The sequence below is a fragment of the Streptomyces sp. CLCI03 genome (assembly GCF_053615355.1).
In genome coordinates this window covers 525,055-542,914 of the sequence record NZ_CM132132.1, presented here as the reverse complement: position 1 = coordinate 542,914, position 17,860 = coordinate 525,055, and the positions used below count along the sequence as shown (strand labels likewise).

Below are 17,860 nucleotides of genomic sequence, written 5' to 3'. Positions count from 1 at the left end.
TAAGGGGCCCGTGGGCGCATTGTTCGGGGAATGTAAGGGAGTCGCCGGCGCAGCGGGTTCAGCGGGGGGCGGGCGACGACGGGAGGGTGACGGTGAAGCAGGCGCCGCCTTCCGGACCGTGCCCCTCGACGTGGATGTCGGCGCCGAGCCGGCCGGTCAGGCGGTGGGCGATGGCCAGCCCCAGGCCGCTGCCGACCGGGCGGGTGCCCCGGTAGCGCTCGTGGAGGGCGCCGTGGTCGAAGGCGATGCGTACGTCGTCGTCGGTGAGGCCGGGTCCGCCGTCGCGGACCTGCAGTTCCGCCCCGCCGCCCGTGGCGGCCGGGCGGACGGCGAGGACCAGCGGCGCGCCCTCGGGGGTGACGCGCAGCGCGTTCTGCACCAGACCGTCGAGCAGTTGCCGGACCCGGAAGGCGTCCGTCGCGACGACGACGGGCCCCTCCGGCCGGTCGAGCCGGAGATCGACACCGTGGCGTGCGCAGAGGCCGCTCCAGAAGGCGGCGGCCTCGGAGAGCAGCGCGCGGAGGTCGGCCGGGGCCACGTCCAGGCGGAAGTCGTCGGCCTCCAGCCGGGCCAGGTCCAACAGGTCGCCGAGGAACCGGTCCAGGCGCCGGGTCTCGTCGGCCAGGATGCCGCCGACCTCGGGCACCCGCTCCAGCTCGATCAGGCCGTCGGCGAGTGCCTCGGCGTACCCCTGGAGCGCGGTCAGCGGAGTGCGTAGATCGTGGGAGACGGAGAGCAGGAACTCCCGCTGGCGGTTCTCGCTGTGGGCCAGCGCCCGGTCCAGGACGTTGAGGGCGCGCCCGATGTCCGCGGTCTCCCGGGGGCCGTCGACCGGGGCCGGTACGCCGCGTTCGCCGTCGGCGAGTCGGTGCGCGATCTGCGCGGCCGTCACGAGCGGACGGGCGATCCGGCGGGCCAGGAGCGCTCCGGCCAGGGCGGCGCCGAGCATGCCGAAGACCAGCGGCACGATCACGTTGCGGCGGATCCGGTTCGTGTTCTCGGTGACGACGGAGTACGGCTCGGTCAGTACGACGGCGCCGCCGCGTACGCCGGGCCGCCCCACCAGCAGTACCTCCTGGCCGCCGAGGATGCCGGTGGTGGAGACGGGATCCCCCGCCAGCAGGGCCGATCTGGACGTCCTGTCGACGGCCGGGCCGGCGGTTCCGCTCACGGTGCCGTCCTGGGCGATGACCGCGAGCTGCACCTCGTTCGGTCCGGCCAGTACCTGGGCGCCGGTGAAGAGTGCCTCGGACACGGCCGGCAGCCGGCTGAGCACCGTCGCCTGGCGTGCCAGCTGGTCGCGTTCGCGCTGTTCGGCGCCGTGCGCGGCGGTCTGCCAGGCGATCAGGCCGGTGAGGGCGACCGCGAGCGCCGCCACGAGGGTGGTCAGCACCACGATCTTGCGGGCGAGGGAGCCGGTGCGGGGGTGGTTCACGGGCCGGGGGCCGTCGCGCTGTACCCGACGCCGCGGACCGTACGGATCGGGCTCGCGTCGCCGAGCTTGGCGCGTACCTGAGAGACGAACACGTCGACCATGCGGGTGTCGCGGTAGCGGGCGTACCCCCACACCTGGGCGAGCAGTTGCTCGCGGGTGAAGACCTGGCCCGCGTGCTGGAGGAGGTGGTGGAGCAGGTTGAACTCGGTGGCGGTGAGCTCGACCGGCTCGCCGTCGCGGCGTACGGTGCGGCTGACCGGGTCGACGCTGAGCCGGCCGCCGGTGTTCCCGGGCGGCGGTCCGGGTGGGCCCGCCGCCCGGCGCAGTACGGTCTTGACCCGGGCGACCAGTTCGCGCGGGGAGAACGGCTTGGTCAGATAGTCGTCCGCGCCGAGTTCGAGGCCCAGGATCCGGTCGGCCTCCTCGCCGCGCGCGGTGACCAGCAGGACGGGTGTCCAGTCGCCGGCGTCGCGCAGGGCGCGGCAGAAGGCGATGCCGTCCATGCCGGGCAGGCCGATGTCCAGGACGATCGCCACCGGGTGCAGGCGCCGCGCGGCTGCGAGGCCGGTCGCCCCGTCGGCCTCGACGTGGACGCCGAAGCCCTCGCGGGTCAGGTAGAGGCGCTGCACGTCGGAGATGTGGCGCTCGTCCTCGACGACCAGCACGAGGCCCCTGGACTCCGTCATCACTGCCTTTCAGCCGCGGTTGGCAGCATCGATGCTAACCGTGCCGACCGGCCCCTCCGGTGGACGCGCCGCCATCCGTACATTCCCCGAACAATGGGTCTGCCGTACCTCGCGCCGAAGGGATATGTCCGAAGTGCGTAAATGGCTGGTTCTCGCTCTTGCGATCACGCGAGGGGAAGTGCTTGCCGTATTCTGAGGTTAGGTTGACCTAACCGTCGCGCAGCAGCTGAAGAGACCGCCGGGGCCACGCGTCCCCAGGGTCATGAACTCACCGCCCAGGGCGTCACCGTGGCGTACGACGGCGTCGACGTCGTCCACGACGCCTCCATGACGCTGCGACCCGGCGAAGTGACCGTCCTGGTGGGACCGAACGGCAGCGGCAAGTCCACCATGCTGCGCACGATAGCCAGACTGCAGCGGCCACGGACCGGCACCCTCGTCATCGACGGGGACGCCGACGGCTTCGCGCTGAGCCCCCGTGACTTCTCCCGCCGTGTCGCCCTCCTGACGCAGGGGCGCCCCACACCGAGCGGACTGACGGTACGGGACCTCGTCGAATTCGGCCGGTACCCCTACCGCGGACGCTGGGGCCGGGACGACCCGGGCGGCCGGGCCGCGGTCGACCGCGCGCTCGCCCTCACGGGCGTCGAGGAACTCGCCGAACGCGGCACCGAGCACCTCTCCGGCGGACAGCTCCAGCGCGTCTGGCTGGCCGGCTGCCTCGCCCAGGAGACGGGCGTGCTCCTCCTCGACGAACCGACGACCTACCTGGACCTGCGCTACCAGGTCGAACTCCTCGACCTCATGCGCGATCTGGCGGACGACCACAGGATCGCCGTCGGCGCCGTACTGCACGACCTCGACCAGGCCGCCGCCGTGGCCGACCGGATCGTCCTGCTCCACGCGGGACGGGTCATCGCCGACGGCGGGCCCGAAGACGTCCTCACCCCCGAGCGGCTGACCGACACCTACGGCATCCGCATCGACGTCGAAACCGACCCCCTGACAGGCCAGTTGCGCACCCGCGCGATAGGCCGACACCACTTGCGTACCGAAAGGCTCAGTACCACCTCATGAGACGACTCCTCCTCACCGTGGCGGCCGCCACCGTCGCGGCCGTCACCCTGACCGCTTGCGGGACCACCGAGCCCGCCGCCGACGACGCGAAGAAGACCGCCGCGCCCATCACCCTCACCGACGCCTCGGGCGCGAAGGTGGAGCTCGCCGGCCCCGCCAAGAAGGTCGTCGGCACCGAGTGGAACGTCGTCGAGAGCCTGGTCTCGCTGGGTGTCGACCCGGTCGGCGTCGCCGACGTCGCCGGCTACAAGACCTGGAACACCGCCGTCCCGCTGAAGGGCGAGCCCAAGGACATCGGTACGCGCGGCGAGCCCAGCATGGACACCATCGCCTCGCTCAAGCCCGACCTCGTCATCGCCACCTCCGACCTGCCGCCGGCCGCCCTGCAGCAGCTGCGCAAGGTCGCCCCGGTCCTGGAGGTGCGCCCCGGCGACGCCGCCGACCCGATCGGGCAGATGACCAAGAACCTGGACCTCATCGCCCAGGCCACCGGCACCACCGCCCAGTCCGACAAGCTCAAGCAGGGCTTCCAGGCGAAGCTGGACCAAGAAGGCCCTCGCCGACGCCGGCAAGGGCGGCGCGTACGCCTTCGCCGACGGCTACGTCACCTCCAACCAGGTCTCGATCCGCCCCTACACCAGCGGTTCGCTCATCGGCGGGGTCAACGAGAAGCTCGGCCTGAAGAACGCCTGGGCGGTCCAGGGCGACGAGGCCTACGGCCTGGCCACCAGCGACGTCGAGGGCCTCACCAAGCTCGGTGACGTGGAGTTCGCCTACATCGGCAACGACGGCGACAAGGACAGCAACCCGTTCGCCGGTGTCCTCGCGCAGGACAAGGTGTGGACCTCGCTCCCGTTCGTGCAGAAGGGCAATGTCAACCGACTGCCCGACGGCATCTGGATGTTCGGCGGTCCCGAGTCGATGAACAAGTACATCGACTCCGTCGTCGCCGCACTGACGAAGTAGCACCATGGCCGTCACCGCACCCACTGCCGCCACCCGTCCGTCGTCGATCACGTCCCGGACGGGAGCGGCCGCGGTGACGGCCGCGCTGGTCCTCCTCGTCGCCGGCCTCGCGGCCGTGGACATCACCCAGGGCACCGCCTCCGTCGGCGTGCCCGAGGTGTGGCGGGCGCTCACCGGCCGGGCCGACCCGGGCGACGCGTCCGTCGTCATCGCCTCCCGGCTCCCGAGGATGGTCGCGGGCCTGTTCGTCGGCGCCGTCCTCGGCATGGGGGGCGCCGCCCTCCAGGCGGTCAGCCGCAACGTCCTCGCCTCGCCCGACACCCTCGCCGTCAACGCAGGCTCCTACTTCGGCCTCGGCCTCCTCGCCGTCTCCGGCGCCTCGCTCCCGCTGCTGGCCTCCTCCGGCGTCGCCTTCGTCGGCGGCCTCGCCGCGGCGGCCGTCGTCCTCGGACTGTCCGGGCTCGGCGCCGGCACCGTCCGGCTCGTCCTCGCGGGCAGCGCCCTGACCCTCGGCCTCTCCGCCATCACCGAAGGCCTGCTCCTGCTCTTCCCCCAGCAGACCGCGGGCATCTTCCGGTGGAACCAGGGCAGCATCGCCCAACACGGCTTCGACGGGGTCCTGCAGATGGCACCGATCGGCCTCGTGGGCCTCGTCGGACTGCTGCTCCTCGCCCGCCGCGTCGACGCCCTGGCCCTCGGCGACGACGCCGCCCGCGGCCTCGGCGTCCCCGTCCGGTCCACCCGGGTCACCGCCGTCGTGCTCGCCGCCCTGCTCTCCACGGCCGCCGTCACGCTCGCCGGCCCCGTCGGCTTCGTCGGAATGTGCGCCCCGCCCTGGTCCGCCCGCTCGCCCGTAGGTTCCGCGGGTTCACCCGCAACCGCGCGAGCCTGCCGGTCGCGGGGCTCACCGGTGCGGCCCTCGTGCTCGGCTCCGACGTCCTGCTGCGCGCCGTCGTACGCACCGACGTGGCGGTCGCCGTGCCCACCGGCGTGCCCACCGGCGTGGTCACCAGCCTGGTCGGCGCCGTGTTCCTGATCGTCATGGCCATCCGGGTCGAGGACACCGCCACAGCCGCCGCCGTCGACCGGCTGCGGATCAGGAGCCGGACCGTCTTCCTCACCACCACGGCGGTCCTGGTGGCCGTCCTGGTCGGCGTGATCGTCGCCGCCGTGCTGGTGGGCGACAGCAAACTGCTGCTCGGCGACGTCCTGAACTGGGCCCAGGGACGAGCCGGCCGGACGACCACTTCGTCCTCGACACCCGCGTGCCCCGCGTCGTGGCCGCCCTCCTCGCCGGAGCCGCGCTCGCCCTGGCCGGCACCCTGGTCCAGGCCGTGACCCGCAACCCGCTCGCCGAACCGGGCATCCTGGGCGTCTCCGGCGGCGCGGCGCTGGGCGCGGTGCTCCTCGTGACGACGGTGCCCCTGGCCGGATCCTGGAGCGTGGCCGGAGCCGCGTTCGCGGGCGCCGCCCTCAGCTCCGTCATCGTCTTCGGGCCGGCGGCACGCGGCGGGTTCCAGCAGAACCGACTGGTCCTGGTCGGCTTCGGCGTCGCGACCGCCTCGGCCGCCCTCGTCAGCCTCCTCATCATCCTCACCGACCCGTTCAACGCCACGAAGGCGCTCACCTGGCTCTCCGGCTCCACCTACGGCCGGACCCTGCCGGACGTGGTGCCGCTCGCGATCGTGCTCGTCGTCGGCCTGGTCGTCGCGGTCGCCCGGCGCACCGAACTGGACCTCGTGTCGCTCGACGAGGACACCCCGAGGCTGCTCGGCCTGAGCCTGGGCGGCAGCCGCTTCGGCTTCCTCCTGGTCGGCGTCCTGCTCAGCGCCACCGCCGTGGCCGCCGCCGGCACGATCGGCTTCGTGGGGCTCGTCGCACCGCACGCGGCCCGCGCGCTCGTGGGCCGGCAGCACCACCGGGTGGTCCCTGTCGCGGTGCTCCTCGGCGCCGTCCTCGTCTGTACGGCGGACCTGGTGGGCCGCACCGTGATCGCCCCGGCCCAGCTCGGCGCCGGCCTGATGACCGCGGTGATCGGCACGCCGTACTTCCTCCACCTGCTCGTACGCAGCCGTCGCCAGGCGGCATCGGGAGTCGGCCGAAGGCCGGGTACGGCGCGCGGAACAGCGCCGCACCCGGCCTTCGTGCGTGCCTCAGTTGTGGCCGAAGCGGGGCGGGCGCTTGTCGACGAAGGCGGACATGCCCTCCTTCTGGTCTGCCGTGGCGAAGACCGCGTGGAACAGCCGACGTTCGAAGCGGACGCCCTCGGTGAGGGTGGTCTCGAAGGCCCGGTTCACGGCCTCCTTGGCCATCATCGCCACCGGCTTCGACATCCCGGCGACGGTCTCGGCGACCGCGAGCGCCTCCGACAGCAGCTCGTCGGCCGGCACGATCCGGGAGACCAGACCGGCCCGTTCGGCCTCGACCGCGTCCATGGTGCGCCCGGTCAGGCACAGTTCCATCGCCTTGGCCTTGCCGACGGCCCGGGTGAGCCGCTGGGAACCGCCGATCCCCGGGATCACCCCGAGCTTGATCTCGGGCTGCCCGAACTTCGCGGTGTCCGAGGCGAGCAGGATGTCGCACAGCATCGCGAGCTCGCAGCCGCCGCCCAGGGCGTAGCCGGAGACCGCCGCGAGGGTGGGGGTACGGACCTGGCCGAGGCGGTCCCATGCCGTGAACCAGTCGGACAGGTACATGTCCATGTAGCCCTGCGGCCGCATCTCCTTGATGTCGGCGCCCGCCGCGAAGGCCTTCGCGGAGCCGGTCAGCACGATGCAGCCGACCCCGGGGTCCCGGTCCAGCTCCTCCGCCGCGGCCACCACCTCGGTCATCACCCGGAGGTTGAGGGCGTTGAGGGCTTCGGGCCGGTGGAGGGTGAGGACGGCCACCCGCCCCTTGCGCTCCAGCAGGATCGTTTCGTAGGTCATGCGGGTGTTCCGTTCCGGGGTCGCAGGGTGTGGACGATCGCCGAGAAGTCGAGGCCGGCGCCCTCGCCGGCGGCGAAGTCGGCGTACAGCTCGGCGGCCTTCAGGCCGAGCGGTGCCTCCACCCCGCCGGCCCGCAGGGCGTTCGCCGCCAGGGCGAGGTCCTTGGCCATGAGGGGCGCGGCGAAGCCGGGCAGGTAGTCACGGTTGGCGGGGCTGCCCGGAACCGGTCCGGGTACCGGGCAGTTGACGGTGAGGGCCCAGCACTGGCCGGAGGCGGTGGAGGCCACGTCGTAGAGGGCCTGATGGTCCAGGCCGAGGCTCTCCGCGAGGACGAAGGCCTCGCTCACCCCGATCATCGAGACGGCGAGGATCATGTTGTTGCAGATCTTCGCGGCCTGTCCGGCGCCCGCCGTCCCGCAGTGCACGGCCTTCCTGCCCATCGCGCCGAGCAGCGGCTCGGCCGCCGCGAACTCCTCGGCGCCGCCGCCCGCCATGAAGGTGAGGCTCGCCGCCCGCGCGCCGACCACCCCGCCCGAGACGGGCGCGTCGAGGGACCGGTGACCGGCCGCGCCCACGGCCCGGTGCGCCGCCCGCGCGTCGGCCACGTCGATGGTCGAGCAGTCGACGAACAAGGTGCCGGGCCGCGCGGCGCCGAGCAGCCCGCCCTCCCCGTACAGGGCGAGGACGTGGCCGCCCGCCGGCAGCATGGTGATCACCACGTCGGCGTCGGCGGCCGCGGCGCCGGCCGAGGACGCCGGCTCCACCCCCGTCGCCGCGGCCTCGGCCAGCAGGTCCGGCACCAGGTCGAAGCCGAGGACGCGATGTCCGGCCCGGACGAGGTTGGCCGCCATCGGGCCACCCATGTGGCCCAGTCCGATGAACGCCACGGTCGTACTCACCAGGGCACCTCCGACGTCGTGTGGGCGGGGGCCAGCCCCAGTTCGTGCGCGCCGAGCGGGGCGAAGAACCGTTCCACGTCCGCCGGGGTCACCTCCGACAGGGAGGGCGGCGACCACCGAGGGCTGCGGTCCTTGTCGACGACCTGGGCGCGGATCCCCTCCACCAGGTCGGGGGAGGAGAGCGCCGCGCAGGAGATCCGGTACTCCTGCTCCAGAGCCCTCTCCAGCGGGCCGAGCGCACGCACCCGGCGCAGGGCGGCCAACGTCACCTTGAGCGCCGTGGGCGACTTGGAGCGGAGCGTCGCGGCGGCCTCCTTCGCCGCCGGGGCGTCGCTGCGCAGCAGGCGCTCCAGGATGTCCTCCACCGTGTCCGGCGCGTAGCAGTGGTCGATCCACTCGCGGTCCTCGGCGAGCGTGCCGGCGGGCGCGGGCGCCACGTACCGTTCCAGCACCTCGTGCACGGGGTCACCCGCCAGGTCCGCGGCCAGCCGCGGCAGCAGCTGCGAGGGCACGAAGTGGTCGGCGAGCCCGCACAGCAGCGCGTCCGCCGCACCGGCAGGCGCCCCCGTCAGGGCCAGGTGGGTGCCCAACTCGCCGGGCGCCAGCGCCAGCAGGTAGGTGCCGCCGACGTCGGGGACGAAGCCGATGCCGGTCTCGGGCATCGCCACGCGGGAGCGCTCGGTGACGATCCGCACGGTGCCGTGGGCCGAGATGCCGACGCCGCCACCCATGACGATGCCGTCCATGAGGGCGACGTACGGCTTGGGGTAGCGGGCGATGCGGGCGTTGAGCCGGTACTCGTCGCGCCAGAAGTCGGCCGAGGCCGTGCCGCCCGTGCGGGCGTCCTCGTAGATCGCGCGGATGTCACCGCCCGCGCACAGGCCCCGTTCGCCCGCGCCCTCGATGACGACGGCCGTGACGTCCGGGTCGTGCTGCCAGCGGGCGAGCGCCTCGTCGACGCGCAGCACCATGGAGTGGCTGAGGGCGTTGAGCGCCTTCGGACGGTTGAGGGTGATGTAGGCGGTGCGGCCTTCGGTCCGCAGGAGCACGTGGTCCGGGGCGTGGTCCTCGGGGGAGTCGTGGTTCATCGCAGGGCTTCCGTGAGCCCGCGGGCGACGATGATGCGCATGACCTCGTTGGTGCCTTCCAGGATCTGGTGGACCCGAAGGTCGCGGACGATCTTCTCGATGCCGTACTCGCTCAGGTAGCCGTAGCCCCCGTGGAGCTGGAGGGCCCGGTCGGCCACCGTGTACCCGGTGTCCGTCGCGAACCGCTTGGCCATCGCGCACAGTTGCGGTGCCAACGGGTCGCCCCGGTCCAAGGCGTCGGCGGCCTGACGGACCAGGGCGCGTGCCGCGGCCAGCTCGGTGGCCATGTCGGCGAGCCGGAACTGCAGGGCCTGGGCCTGCGACAACCGGGCCCCGAAGGCCTCCCGGTCCGACAGGTACACGAGGCTGCGGTCCAGTGCGCTCTGCGCACCACCCAGTGAGCAGGCGGCGATGCCGAGGCGGCCGCCGTTGAGGCCGTTCATGGCGATGCGGAAGCCGTCGCCCTCGGCGCCGAGCCGCCGGTCGGCGGGGACGCGGACCCCGTCGAGGACCACCTGGCGGGTGGGCTGGGCGTTCCAGCCCATCTTGCGCTCGTTCGGGCCGAAGGAGACCCCGGGGTCGCCGCGTTCGACGACGAACGCGGAGATGCCGCCCGAACCCTCCCCGCCGGTACGTGCCATGACGACGTAGACCTCCGAGGCGCCCGCGCCGGAGATGAACTGCTTGACCCCGGTCAGTACGTAGCCGTCGTCGGTGCGTCGGGCCCGGGTGCGCAGGGCGGCCGCGTCGGAGCCGGCACCGGGTTCGGTCAGGCAGTAGCTGCCCAGCGACCGGGCGGAGCACAGGTCGGGGAGCCAGCGCGCCCGCTGGTCCGCGTCCCCGTACCGGTCGATCATCCAGGCGACCATGTTGTGGATGGAGAGGTATCCGGCGATGGAGGGGCAGCCGGTGGCGAGGGTCTCGAAGACGAGCACACCGTCGGCCCGGGAGAGGCCGGAACCGCCGTGCTCCTCGCGGACGTAGACGCCGCCGAGCCCGAGGTCCGCCGCTTTGCGGATCACGTCCAGCGGGAAGTGCTTGTCCTGGTCCCAGGTGACGGCGTTCGGGCCGAGCTGCTCCTGGGCGAAGTCGAGGGTGACCTCGGCGAGGGCGAGCTGATCGGGGGTGAGGGTGGTGGTCACCGGGCTCATCCCATCGTCGGGATGGTGAAGCTCGCGGTCTCCTTGGCCCCGGAGGGCCAGCGCGAGGTGACGGTCTTGGTCCGGGTGTAGAAGCGGATCGAGTCGGGGCCGTGCTGGTTCAGGTCGCCGAAGCCGGACCGCTTCCAGCCGCCGAAGGTGTGGTACGCCACGGGGACGGGGATCGGCACGTTGACGCCGACCATGCCGGCGCCCACCCGGCGCGTGAAGTCGCGCGCCGTGTCGCCGTCGCGGGTGAAGATCGCGACACCGTTGCCGTACGGGTGCTCGGTGGGCAGGCGCAGGGCCTCCTCGTAGTCGGCGGCCCGTACGACGGACAGGACCGGGCCGAAGATCTCCTCGCGGTAGATCCGCATCTGCGGGGTCACGCGGTCGAAGAGGGTCGCGCCGGCGAAGAAGCCGTTCTCGTGCCCGGGCAGGGTGAACCCGCGTCCGTCCACGACGAGTTCGGCGCCCTCGGTGGCTCCGATGTCGACGTAGCGGTTCACCCGGTCGAGGGCGTCGCGGCTGACCAGTGGCCCGAAGTCGGCCTCGGGATCGTCGGAGCGACCCACCCGCAGGGTGGCGATCCGCTCCTTCAACTTCGCGACCAGCGCGTTCGCGGTCTCCTCGCCGACGGGGACGGCGACGGCGACGGCCATGCAGCGCTCGCCCGCGGAGCCGTAGCCGGCGCCGATCAGGGCCTCCACGGCCTGGTCGAGGTCGGCGTCGGGCATCACGATCATGTGGTTCTTGGCGCCGCCGAAGCACTGGGCGCGCTTGCCGTGGGCCGCGGCGGTCGCGTAGATGTGCGCGGCGATCGGGGTGGAGCCGACGAAGCCGAGGGCCTGCACGCGCGGGTCCTCCAGCAGGGTGTCGACGGCCTCCTTCCCGCCGTTGACCACATTGAGCACGCCGGGCGGCAGGCCGGCCTCCAGGAACAGCTCGGCGAGGCGCAGCGGTACGGACGGGTCCCGCTCGGAAGGCTTCAGGATGAAGGCGTTTCCGCAGGCCAGAGCGGGTGCTGCCTGCCACAGCGGGATCATCGCGGGGAAGTTGAAGGGGGTGATCCCGGCGACCACGCCCAGCGGTGAGCGCAAGGAGTGCACGTCGATCCCGCCGCCCGCGTTGTCGGTGAACTCGCCCTTCAGCAGGTGGGGGACACCGGAGGCGAACTCGACCACCTCCAGGCCGCGTTGCAGGTCACCATGGGCGTCGGCGACGGTCTTTCCGTGCTCGGAGGACAACAGCCGGGCCAGCGCGTCACGTTCGGCCTCGACCAGCTGGAGGAAACGCAGCAGGACGCGGGCGCGACGCTGCGGGTTCCACTGCCCCCAGTCGGCCTGCGCCTCCACGGCGTTCGCGAGGGCGGCCTCGGTGTCGGCGCGCCCCGCGAGCGGGACCCGGGCCTGGACGGCGCCCGTGTTGGGGTCGTACACGTCGGTGAAGAGACCGGAGGATCCGGTGGTGTGTTTGCCGCCGATGAAATGGGTGAGTTCACGGACCATGGTTGCCTGCTCTCGTCAGGTGGGATCCGGGGATGGCACGGCTGACCGGCGGACGGCACCCGATGGGGTGCGCCGCTGGGGAGGGCCGTGGGACTACGAGCGTGCGGACATGTGCGCGCGCTCCGCCGGATCACCAGGGTCGTGGGTACAAACCGGTGCCATGCGTGTCTGCTCCATCCTCGTGGACAACACGGAACATCCGCGGCCGGTATCCTGACTCCCGGATCCCCGCGTGCCGCCCGCCTTCCCGACGAAGCTCGTCAGTGGTGTGTGGATGGCAGCACACTCCCCGGTCACAGTGGCGGGACCGTGCCGGATTCTCACCGGCTTCCCTGCACCGCGGACCTTGTGCCACGAACATATAGTTGGACGTCCTAGTAAGTCCAGAGCCGCCGCCGCGCGCCTTCGTCCGGCGTCCGCGGCCTGACGTCCCCTCAGCCCTACGTCGTGGGGCCCGGGTTCCCGGTCACCGGGTACGGGACGAAGGTGCTGCTGTTCTCGTCGACGGCCAGCGCCCGGCCGAGCGGCGGCACGGCCCGCTGCGGACAGTCGAGGCGCTCGCAGAGCCGACAGCCCATGCCGATGGGGGTGGCCGCCGCCGTGTTGTCGAGGTCGAGCCCGTCGGCGTACACGAGGCGCGAGGCGTGCCGGATCTCGCAGCCGAGCCCGATCGCGAAGGTCTTGCCCGGCTCCCCCCAGCCGCCGCGGTGGCGGGTGACGGCCCGGGCGGTCCACAGATACCGCTGTCCGTCGGGCATGGCGGCCACCTGGACGTGGATGCGGCCGGGCGCGGCGAAGGCCTCGTACACGTTCCAGAGGGGACAGGTGCCGCCCGCGCGGGAGAAGTGGAATCCCGTCGCCGACTGCCGCTTGGACATGTTCCCGGCCCGGTCCACCCGCACGAAGGAGAAGGGCACTCCGCGCAGCCTGGGCCGTTGCAAGGTGCTCAACCGGTGGCAGACCGTCTCGTAGCCGATCCCGAAGTGGTCGGTGAGTCGCTCGATGTCGTAGCGGAACTCCTCGGCGGCGGCGTGGAAGGCGGGGTACGGGAGGATGAGCGCGCCCGCGAAGTGGTTGGCGATGCCGATCCGCGCGAGGCCGTGGACGGGGGAGCCGGGCGGGAAGTCCTCGGCGGCCAGCCGGTCCAGCTCGGCCCCGTACTCGATCAGCGCCAGCTGGGTGGCCATCCGGAACGCCTGCTGTCCCGGCCGGAGCCGGTTCGACAGGTGCAACACCCGGGCGGTGGCGTCGTAGTGGTGCAGCCGGTCGGAGTCCGTGGCCGTCCGGATCCCGTGCCGCTCGGCGAGCCGGCGGGTCAGCGCGCGGATGACGTCGCCCGGGCGGATGCCGATCTCGGCGGCGAGACCTTCGGCGGCGAGATCGGTGTCGTGGAGGTAGTTCTGCCGGCGGTAGAAGAACTCGCGGATCTCCTCATGGGGCGAGCGCGGGCTGTCGGCGGCCACGTCCCGCCCGTCGGCCGCGTCGGCGAGACGCTCGGCCAACAGCTGGCTGCGCCGGCCCAGGTCCAGCAGGACCGAGGCGACCGCGGGCATCCGGGTGGCCAGTTCGGCGAGGTCGGAGGGGGAGACCCGCGCCTCGGCCACCTCGTTCGCGAGCGCCTCGCGCAGGTCGGCGACCAGCCGGCTGGTGTCCCGCTCCGAGAAGAAGCCCGGATCCACCCCGAAGGCCTCGGTCAATCGCAGCAGCACCGGAACGGTGAGGGGCCGGGAGTCGTGCTCCATCTGGTTGAGGTAGCTGGGGGAGATGGCGAGCACCCGGGCCAGGTCGGCCTGGGTCATCCGCCGCTCCTCGCGCAGCCGTCGCAACCGCGCCCCCGCGTACGTCTTGCTCACCGCGCTCCCTCGCCGTTCCGGGCCCGACACGCGACGTCAGAATACGGGGATCTTCATCGACCGACCCCTTCGCAATCTTGGCAATTTCGATGCCGAAGATTCGCAGACCTTGGCAGATGTACCTCCTTGAAGGCACTCGGTGTCAGTGCCAGAGTCGGTGCAGCGGCCCGCCGGACACGGCGGCCGGGACGAACCGACCGGCCCGACTCACGCCCTGATTTCGGCCATCCAGGAGGTTCGACCCGGCCGTTCGGCAGCATTGCTCAGCTTCGGCCCCGCGCCGGGTTCGGCGGCCGCAGCTCCTTAACAGGCACAGAGTGCCAAGTCGTCGGGCCCACGGTCCGGCTCATTGGCAAGACCAGCGACGGATGGAAACGGTGACGGTCATGGCAGAGGCGAACACGACGGCGGCGGCCGAGCAGCTCAAGCAGCGGTGGGCCGACGACCCTCGCTGGGCGGGCATCGAGCGCACCTACACGGCCGAGGACGTGGTGCGGCTCTCGGGCAGCGTCCGCGAGGAGCACACCCTGGCCCGGCGCGGCGCCGAGCGGTTGTGGCGACAGCTCCACGAGCAGGACTACATCCACGCCCTCGGCGCCCTCACCGGTGGCCAGGCGGTCCAGCAGGTGCGCGCCGGACTCCAGGCGATCTACCTCTCCGGCTGGCAGGTGGCCGCCGACGCGAACCAGGCCGGACACACCTACCCCGACCAGAGCCTCTACCCGGTCAACTCGGTCCCCCAGGTGGTCCGTCGGATCAACAACGCGCTGCTGCGCGCCGACCAGATCGCCACCGCCGAGGGCGGCACCGACACGACCGACTGGCTCGCGCCGATCGTCGCGGACGCCGAGGCCGGCTTCGGCGGCCCGCTGAACGCCTTCGAGCTCACCAAGGCGATGATCGCGGCGGGCGCCGCCGGCATCCACTACGAGGACCAGCTGGCCTCGGAGAAGAAGTGCGGCCACCTCGGCGGCAAGGTCCTCGTCCCGACCGCGCAGCACGTCCGTACCCTCAACGCGGCCCGCCTGGCGGCCGACATCGCCGACACCCCGACCCTGATCATCGCCCGTACGGACGCCCTCGCCGCGACCCTCCTGACCAGCGACGTCGACGAGCGCGACGCGGAGTTCTGCACCGGCGAGCGTACCGCCGAGGGCTTCTACCACGTCCGGAACGGCATGGCCCCGGTCATCGCCCGCGGCCTCGCCTACGCCCCGTACGCCGACCTCATCTGGGTCGAGACCGGCACCCCGGACCTGGCCCAGGCCCGCGAGTTCGCCGAGGCGATCCACGCGCGGTACCCCGACCAGATGCTGGCCTACAACTGCTCGCCCTCCTTCAACTGGAAGGCCGCGCTGGACGACGACCAGATCGCCAAGTTCCAGCGGGAGCTCGGCGCGATGGGCTACCGCTTCCAGTTCATCACCCTCGCCGGCTTCCACTCCCTCAACCACGGCATGTTCGACCTCGCCCGCGGCTACGCCGAGCACGGCATGACCGCCTACGTCGACCTCCAGGAGCGCGAGTTCGCCGCCCAGGCCCAGGGGTTCACCGCCGTCAAGCACCAGCGCGAGGTCGGCACCGGCTACTTCGACCTCGTCTCCACCGCCGTCAACCCGGCTTCCTCCACCACCGCGCTCTCCGGTTCCACCGAGGAAGAGCAGTTCCACTGAGCCACCGACGGGCGTGAGCCGCACCGCCGGCCCCGCCCGCCGATCGGCCGGCCCGCCCGCTCGGCGGCCCCTTCCGACGGGTGCCCGAGGGACCTCCCCCCCGGGCACCCACCCCCGACCCGCCTGAGGAGAACCGCATGCCCCTCCCGTCCCTGACCAGCAGCGTCCAGGTTCTCGGCGCGCCGGGTGAGCGCCACGAGGAGATCCTGACCCCCGAGGCCCTGGAGTTCATCGGCCGGCTCGACAGCGCGTTCGCGGATCGCCGCCTGGAGCTCCTCAAGGAGCGCCGACGCCGCTCGGGCCACCTGGCCGGCGGCACCCCCCTCGACTTCCCGCTCGCCACCCGCGCCCTGCGCGAGGACCCGCACTGGCGCGTCGCCCCGCCCGCGCCCGGCCTCACCGACCGCCGCGTCGAGATCACCGGCCCGCCCGAGCCGCGGATGGCCGTCAACGCCCTGAACTCCGGTGCCAAGGTCTGGATGGCCGACTTCGAGGACGCCACCGCCCCGACCTGGACCAACATCATCGGCGGCCAGCTGACCCTGCTCGACGCCGTCGAACGGCGCATCGACTTCACCACCCCGGAGGGCAAGGAGTACCGCCTCGGCGAGCAGCTCGCGACCATCATGGTCCGCCCGCGCGGCTGGCACCTCCTCGAAGAGCACCTGGAGATCGACGGACGCCCCCTGTCCGCGTCCCTCGTCGACTTCGGCCTGTACTTCTTCCACTGCGCCCAGCGGCAGATCGACGCGGGCCACGGCCCGTACTTCTACCTGCCCAAGCTGGAGAACCGGTACGAGGCGCGCCTGTGGAACGACGTCTTCCGCCACGCCCAGGAACTCCTCGGCATCTCCCGCGGCACCGTCCGCGCCACCGTCCTCATCGAGACGATCACCGCGGCCTTCGAGATGGAGGAGATCCTCCACGAGCTCCGCGAACACAGCGCGGGGCTGAACGCCGGCCGCTGGGACTACCTCTTCAGCCTGATCAAGACCTTCGGCCACCGCACCGACTTCCAACTGCCCGACCGGGCCGCGGTCACCATGACCGCCCCCTTCATGCGGGCCTACACCGAGCTGCTCGTACGCACCTGCCACCGGCGCGGCGCCCAGGCCATCGGCGGGATGGCCGCCCACGTCCCCAGCCGGGACGCGCAGGCGAACAGCGCCGCCCTCGCCAAGGTCCGCCTCGACAAGGAACGGGAGGCCGAGGACGGCTTCGACGGCTCCTGGGTGGCCCACCCCGGACTGGTCCCCGTCTGCCGCGAGGTCTTCGACGAGGTCCTGGGGGAGCGGCCGCACCAACTCGACCGGACCCGGGAGGACGTCGAGATCACGGCCGCCGACCTGCTGTCCGTCCGCCGGATCGCCGCGCCCCCCACCCGGGAGGGGATCCGCTCGAACGTCGCCGTCGCCCTGCGCTACTTCGACGCCTGGCTGCGCGGCAGCGGCGCCGTGGCCCTCCACGGCCTGATGGAGGACGCCGCGACCGCCGAGATCGCCCGCGTCCAGATCTGGCAGTGGCTGCGGCACGACCAGGCCGACCGGGCGACGGTCCTCGACCTCCTCGACGCCGAATGCGCGGCACTGGAGGACGAGGACCCGCGGGCCCGGGTCACCGAAGCCCGAGAGATCTTCGTGAACACCGCGCTCACCCCCGGCCTGCCCGCCTTCTTCACCCCCGAGGCGTACACCCGCCATCTCGTCCGCCGGACGGAGAACCGGTCATGACCCCGTCGATCCGCCGGGTCGGTGTCGTCGGCGGCGGTCAGATGGGCGCGGGCATCGCCGAGGTGTGCGCCCGCGCCGGCCTCGACACCGTCGTCGCCGAGGCGGACGACACGGCCGCCCGGGCCGCCCGGGAACGCGTCGCCGTCTCCCTCGAACGAGCCGTGCAGCGCGGCAAACTGGACCGGATCTCCGCCGAGGACGCCTTGGCCCGGCTCGTCTTCACCGGCGAGCTGGAGGACCTCGCCGACCGGCAGCTCGTCATCGAGGCCGTCACCGAGAACCCCGAGGCCAAGACCGAGGTCTTCACCGCCCTCGACAAGATCGTGGCGGACCCGGAAGCGATCCTCGCCACGAACACCTCGGCCATCCCGATCATGCGGCTGGGCATGGCCACGGGCCGCGCCGACCGGGTCGTGGGCCTGCACTTCTTCAACCCCGTCCCCGTCCTGCCCCTCGTGGAGGTCGTCTCCTCCCTCCACACCTCGCGGGACACCCTCGACACGGTGGAGGCCTTCGCCCGCGACGTCCTGGGCAAGACCGTCGTCCGTTCCCAGGACCGGGCCGGCTTCGTGGTGAACGCGCTGCTGATCCCCTACCTCCTCTCGGCCGTCCGCATGGCCGAATCCGGGTTCGCCGCCCCCGAGGACGTGGACGCCGGGATGGAACTGGGCTGCGCGCACCCGATGGGCCCGCTCAAACTGGCGGACCTGATCGGCCTGGACACCGTCGCGGCCATCGCGGAATCCCTCTACGAGGAGTTCAAGGAACCCCTGTACGCGCCGCCCCCGCTGCTCCAGCGGATGGTGCAGGCGGGTCTGCTCGGCCGAAAGAGCGGCCGCGGGTTCCACACGTACGGCCGGGGCTGAGGGGCCCCGGCGG

At 72.5% G+C, this 17,860-nt stretch carries 12 protein-coding genes, 2 pseudogenes and 1 riboswitch; of the genes and pseudogenes, 6 read left to right on the top strand and 8 right to left on the bottom strand.

The window, feature by feature from the left end:
- Positions 1-58 precede the first annotated feature (58 nt).
- Together ACWG52_RS02550 and ACWG52_RS02545 are read right to left on the bottom strand one after the other, a co-directional pair.
- A complete protein-coding gene (locus tag ACWG52_RS02550; protein ID WP_389802092.1) occupies positions 59-1,435 on the bottom strand; it encodes a HAMP domain-containing sensor histidine kinase in 1,377 nt (458 codons plus the stop codon).
- Entirely contained in the window at positions 1,432-2,121 is a 690-nt protein-coding gene (locus ACWG52_RS02545) for a response regulator transcription factor (protein ID WP_389802094.1), read from the bottom strand. The genes ACWG52_RS02550 and ACWG52_RS02545 overlap by 4 nt, the downstream gene beginning before the upstream one ends.
- Positions 2,122-2,409: 288 nt before the next feature.
- Between ACWG52_RS02545 and ACWG52_RS02540 the strand changes: the two genes are divergently transcribed.
- The 3 genes and pseudogenes from ACWG52_RS02540 to ACWG52_RS02530 all read left to right on the top strand — a co-directional run.
- Positions 2,410-3,198: an ABC transporter ATP-binding protein gene (locus ACWG52_RS02540; protein ID WP_453127661.1), complete on the top strand. Its 789-nt coding sequence runs from the start codon at positions 2,410-2,412 to the stop codon at positions 3,196-3,198.
- Positions 3,195-4,164, top strand: a pseudogene (locus tag ACWG52_RS02535) (ABC transporter substrate-binding protein). The gene ACWG52_RS02540 and the pseudogene ACWG52_RS02535 overlap by 4 nt, the downstream one beginning before the upstream one ends.
- A gap of 4 nt (positions 4,165-4,168) precedes the next feature.
- Positions 4,169-6,242, top strand: a pseudogene (locus tag ACWG52_RS02530) (iron ABC transporter permease); the annotation flags it as partial.
- A 75-nt stretch (positions 6,243-6,317) separates the two neighbouring features.
- On the opposite strand, the gene ACWG52_RS02525 reads toward ACWG52_RS02530, so the two are convergent.
- The 6 genes from ACWG52_RS02525 to ACWG52_RS02500 all read right to left on the bottom strand — a co-directional run bounded on the left by ACWG52_RS02525 (position 6,318) and on the right by ACWG52_RS02500 (position 13,578).
- Complete coding sequence (locus ACWG52_RS02525; RefSeq protein WP_389803292.1) at positions 6,318-7,091, bottom strand: enoyl-CoA hydratase; 774 nt, start codon at positions 7,089-7,091, stop codon at positions 6,318-6,320.
- Positions 7,088-7,990: a 3-hydroxyisobutyrate dehydrogenase gene (mmsB, locus tag ACWG52_RS02520; RefSeq protein ID WP_453127660.1), complete on the bottom strand. Its 903-nt coding sequence runs from the start codon at positions 7,988-7,990 to the stop codon at positions 7,088-7,090. The genes ACWG52_RS02525 and mmsB overlap by 4 nt, the downstream gene beginning before the upstream one ends.
- Positions 7,987-9,078 (bottom strand): enoyl-CoA hydratase/isomerase family protein, encoded by a 1,092-nt coding sequence (locus tag ACWG52_RS02515; protein ID WP_389802103.1) that lies wholly within the window; start codon positions 9,076-9,078, stop codon positions 7,987-7,989. The genes mmsB and ACWG52_RS02515 overlap by 4 nt, the downstream gene beginning before the upstream one ends.
- The gene (locus ACWG52_RS02510; RefSeq protein WP_453127658.1) at positions 9,075-10,229 is read right to left on the bottom strand and encodes an acyl-CoA dehydrogenase family protein; all 1,155 of its coding nucleotides are present in this window, start codon (positions 10,227-10,229) and stop codon (positions 9,075-9,077) included. Before ACWG52_RS02510 ends, ACWG52_RS02515 begins: the two co-directional genes overlap by 4 nt.
- Entirely contained in the window at positions 10,226-11,725 is a 1,500-nt protein-coding gene (locus ACWG52_RS02505) for a CoA-acylating methylmalonate-semialdehyde dehydrogenase (RefSeq protein ID WP_453127654.1), read from the bottom strand. Before ACWG52_RS02505 ends, ACWG52_RS02510 begins: the two co-directional genes overlap by 4 nt.
- 186 nt (positions 11,726-11,911) lie before the next feature.
- Positions 11,912-12,082: riboswitch (cobalamin riboswitch) on the bottom strand.
- 83 nt (positions 12,083-12,165) lie between these two features.
- Positions 12,166-13,578, bottom strand: a complete 1,413-nt coding sequence (locus ACWG52_RS02500) for a short-chain fatty acyl-CoA regulator family protein (RefSeq protein ID WP_389802111.1) — start codon at positions 13,576-13,578, stop codon at positions 12,166-12,168.
- Between the two features lie 386 nt (positions 13,579-13,964).
- Between ACWG52_RS02500 and aceA the strand changes: the two genes are divergently transcribed.
- The 3 genes from aceA (at position 13,965) to ACWG52_RS02485 (ending at position 17,847) form a co-directional block, all read left to right on the top strand.
- Positions 13,965-15,251, top strand: coding sequence for an isocitrate lyase (aceA, locus tag ACWG52_RS02495; RefSeq protein WP_389116391.1), 1,287 nt, complete (start codon positions 13,965-13,967; stop codon positions 15,249-15,251).
- 137 nt (positions 15,252-15,388) lie between these two features.
- Positions 15,389-16,981: a malate synthase A gene (gene aceB, locus ACWG52_RS02490; protein ID WP_390138556.1), complete on the top strand. Its 1,593-nt coding sequence runs from the start codon at positions 15,389-15,391 to the stop codon at positions 16,979-16,981.
- Entirely contained in the window at positions 16,978-17,847 is an 870-nt protein-coding gene (locus tag ACWG52_RS02485) for a 3-hydroxybutyryl-CoA dehydrogenase (protein WP_389802118.1), read from the top strand. The genes aceB and ACWG52_RS02485 overlap by 4 nt, the downstream gene beginning before the upstream one ends.
- The last annotated feature ends 13 nt before the right edge of the window (positions 17,848-17,860 follow it).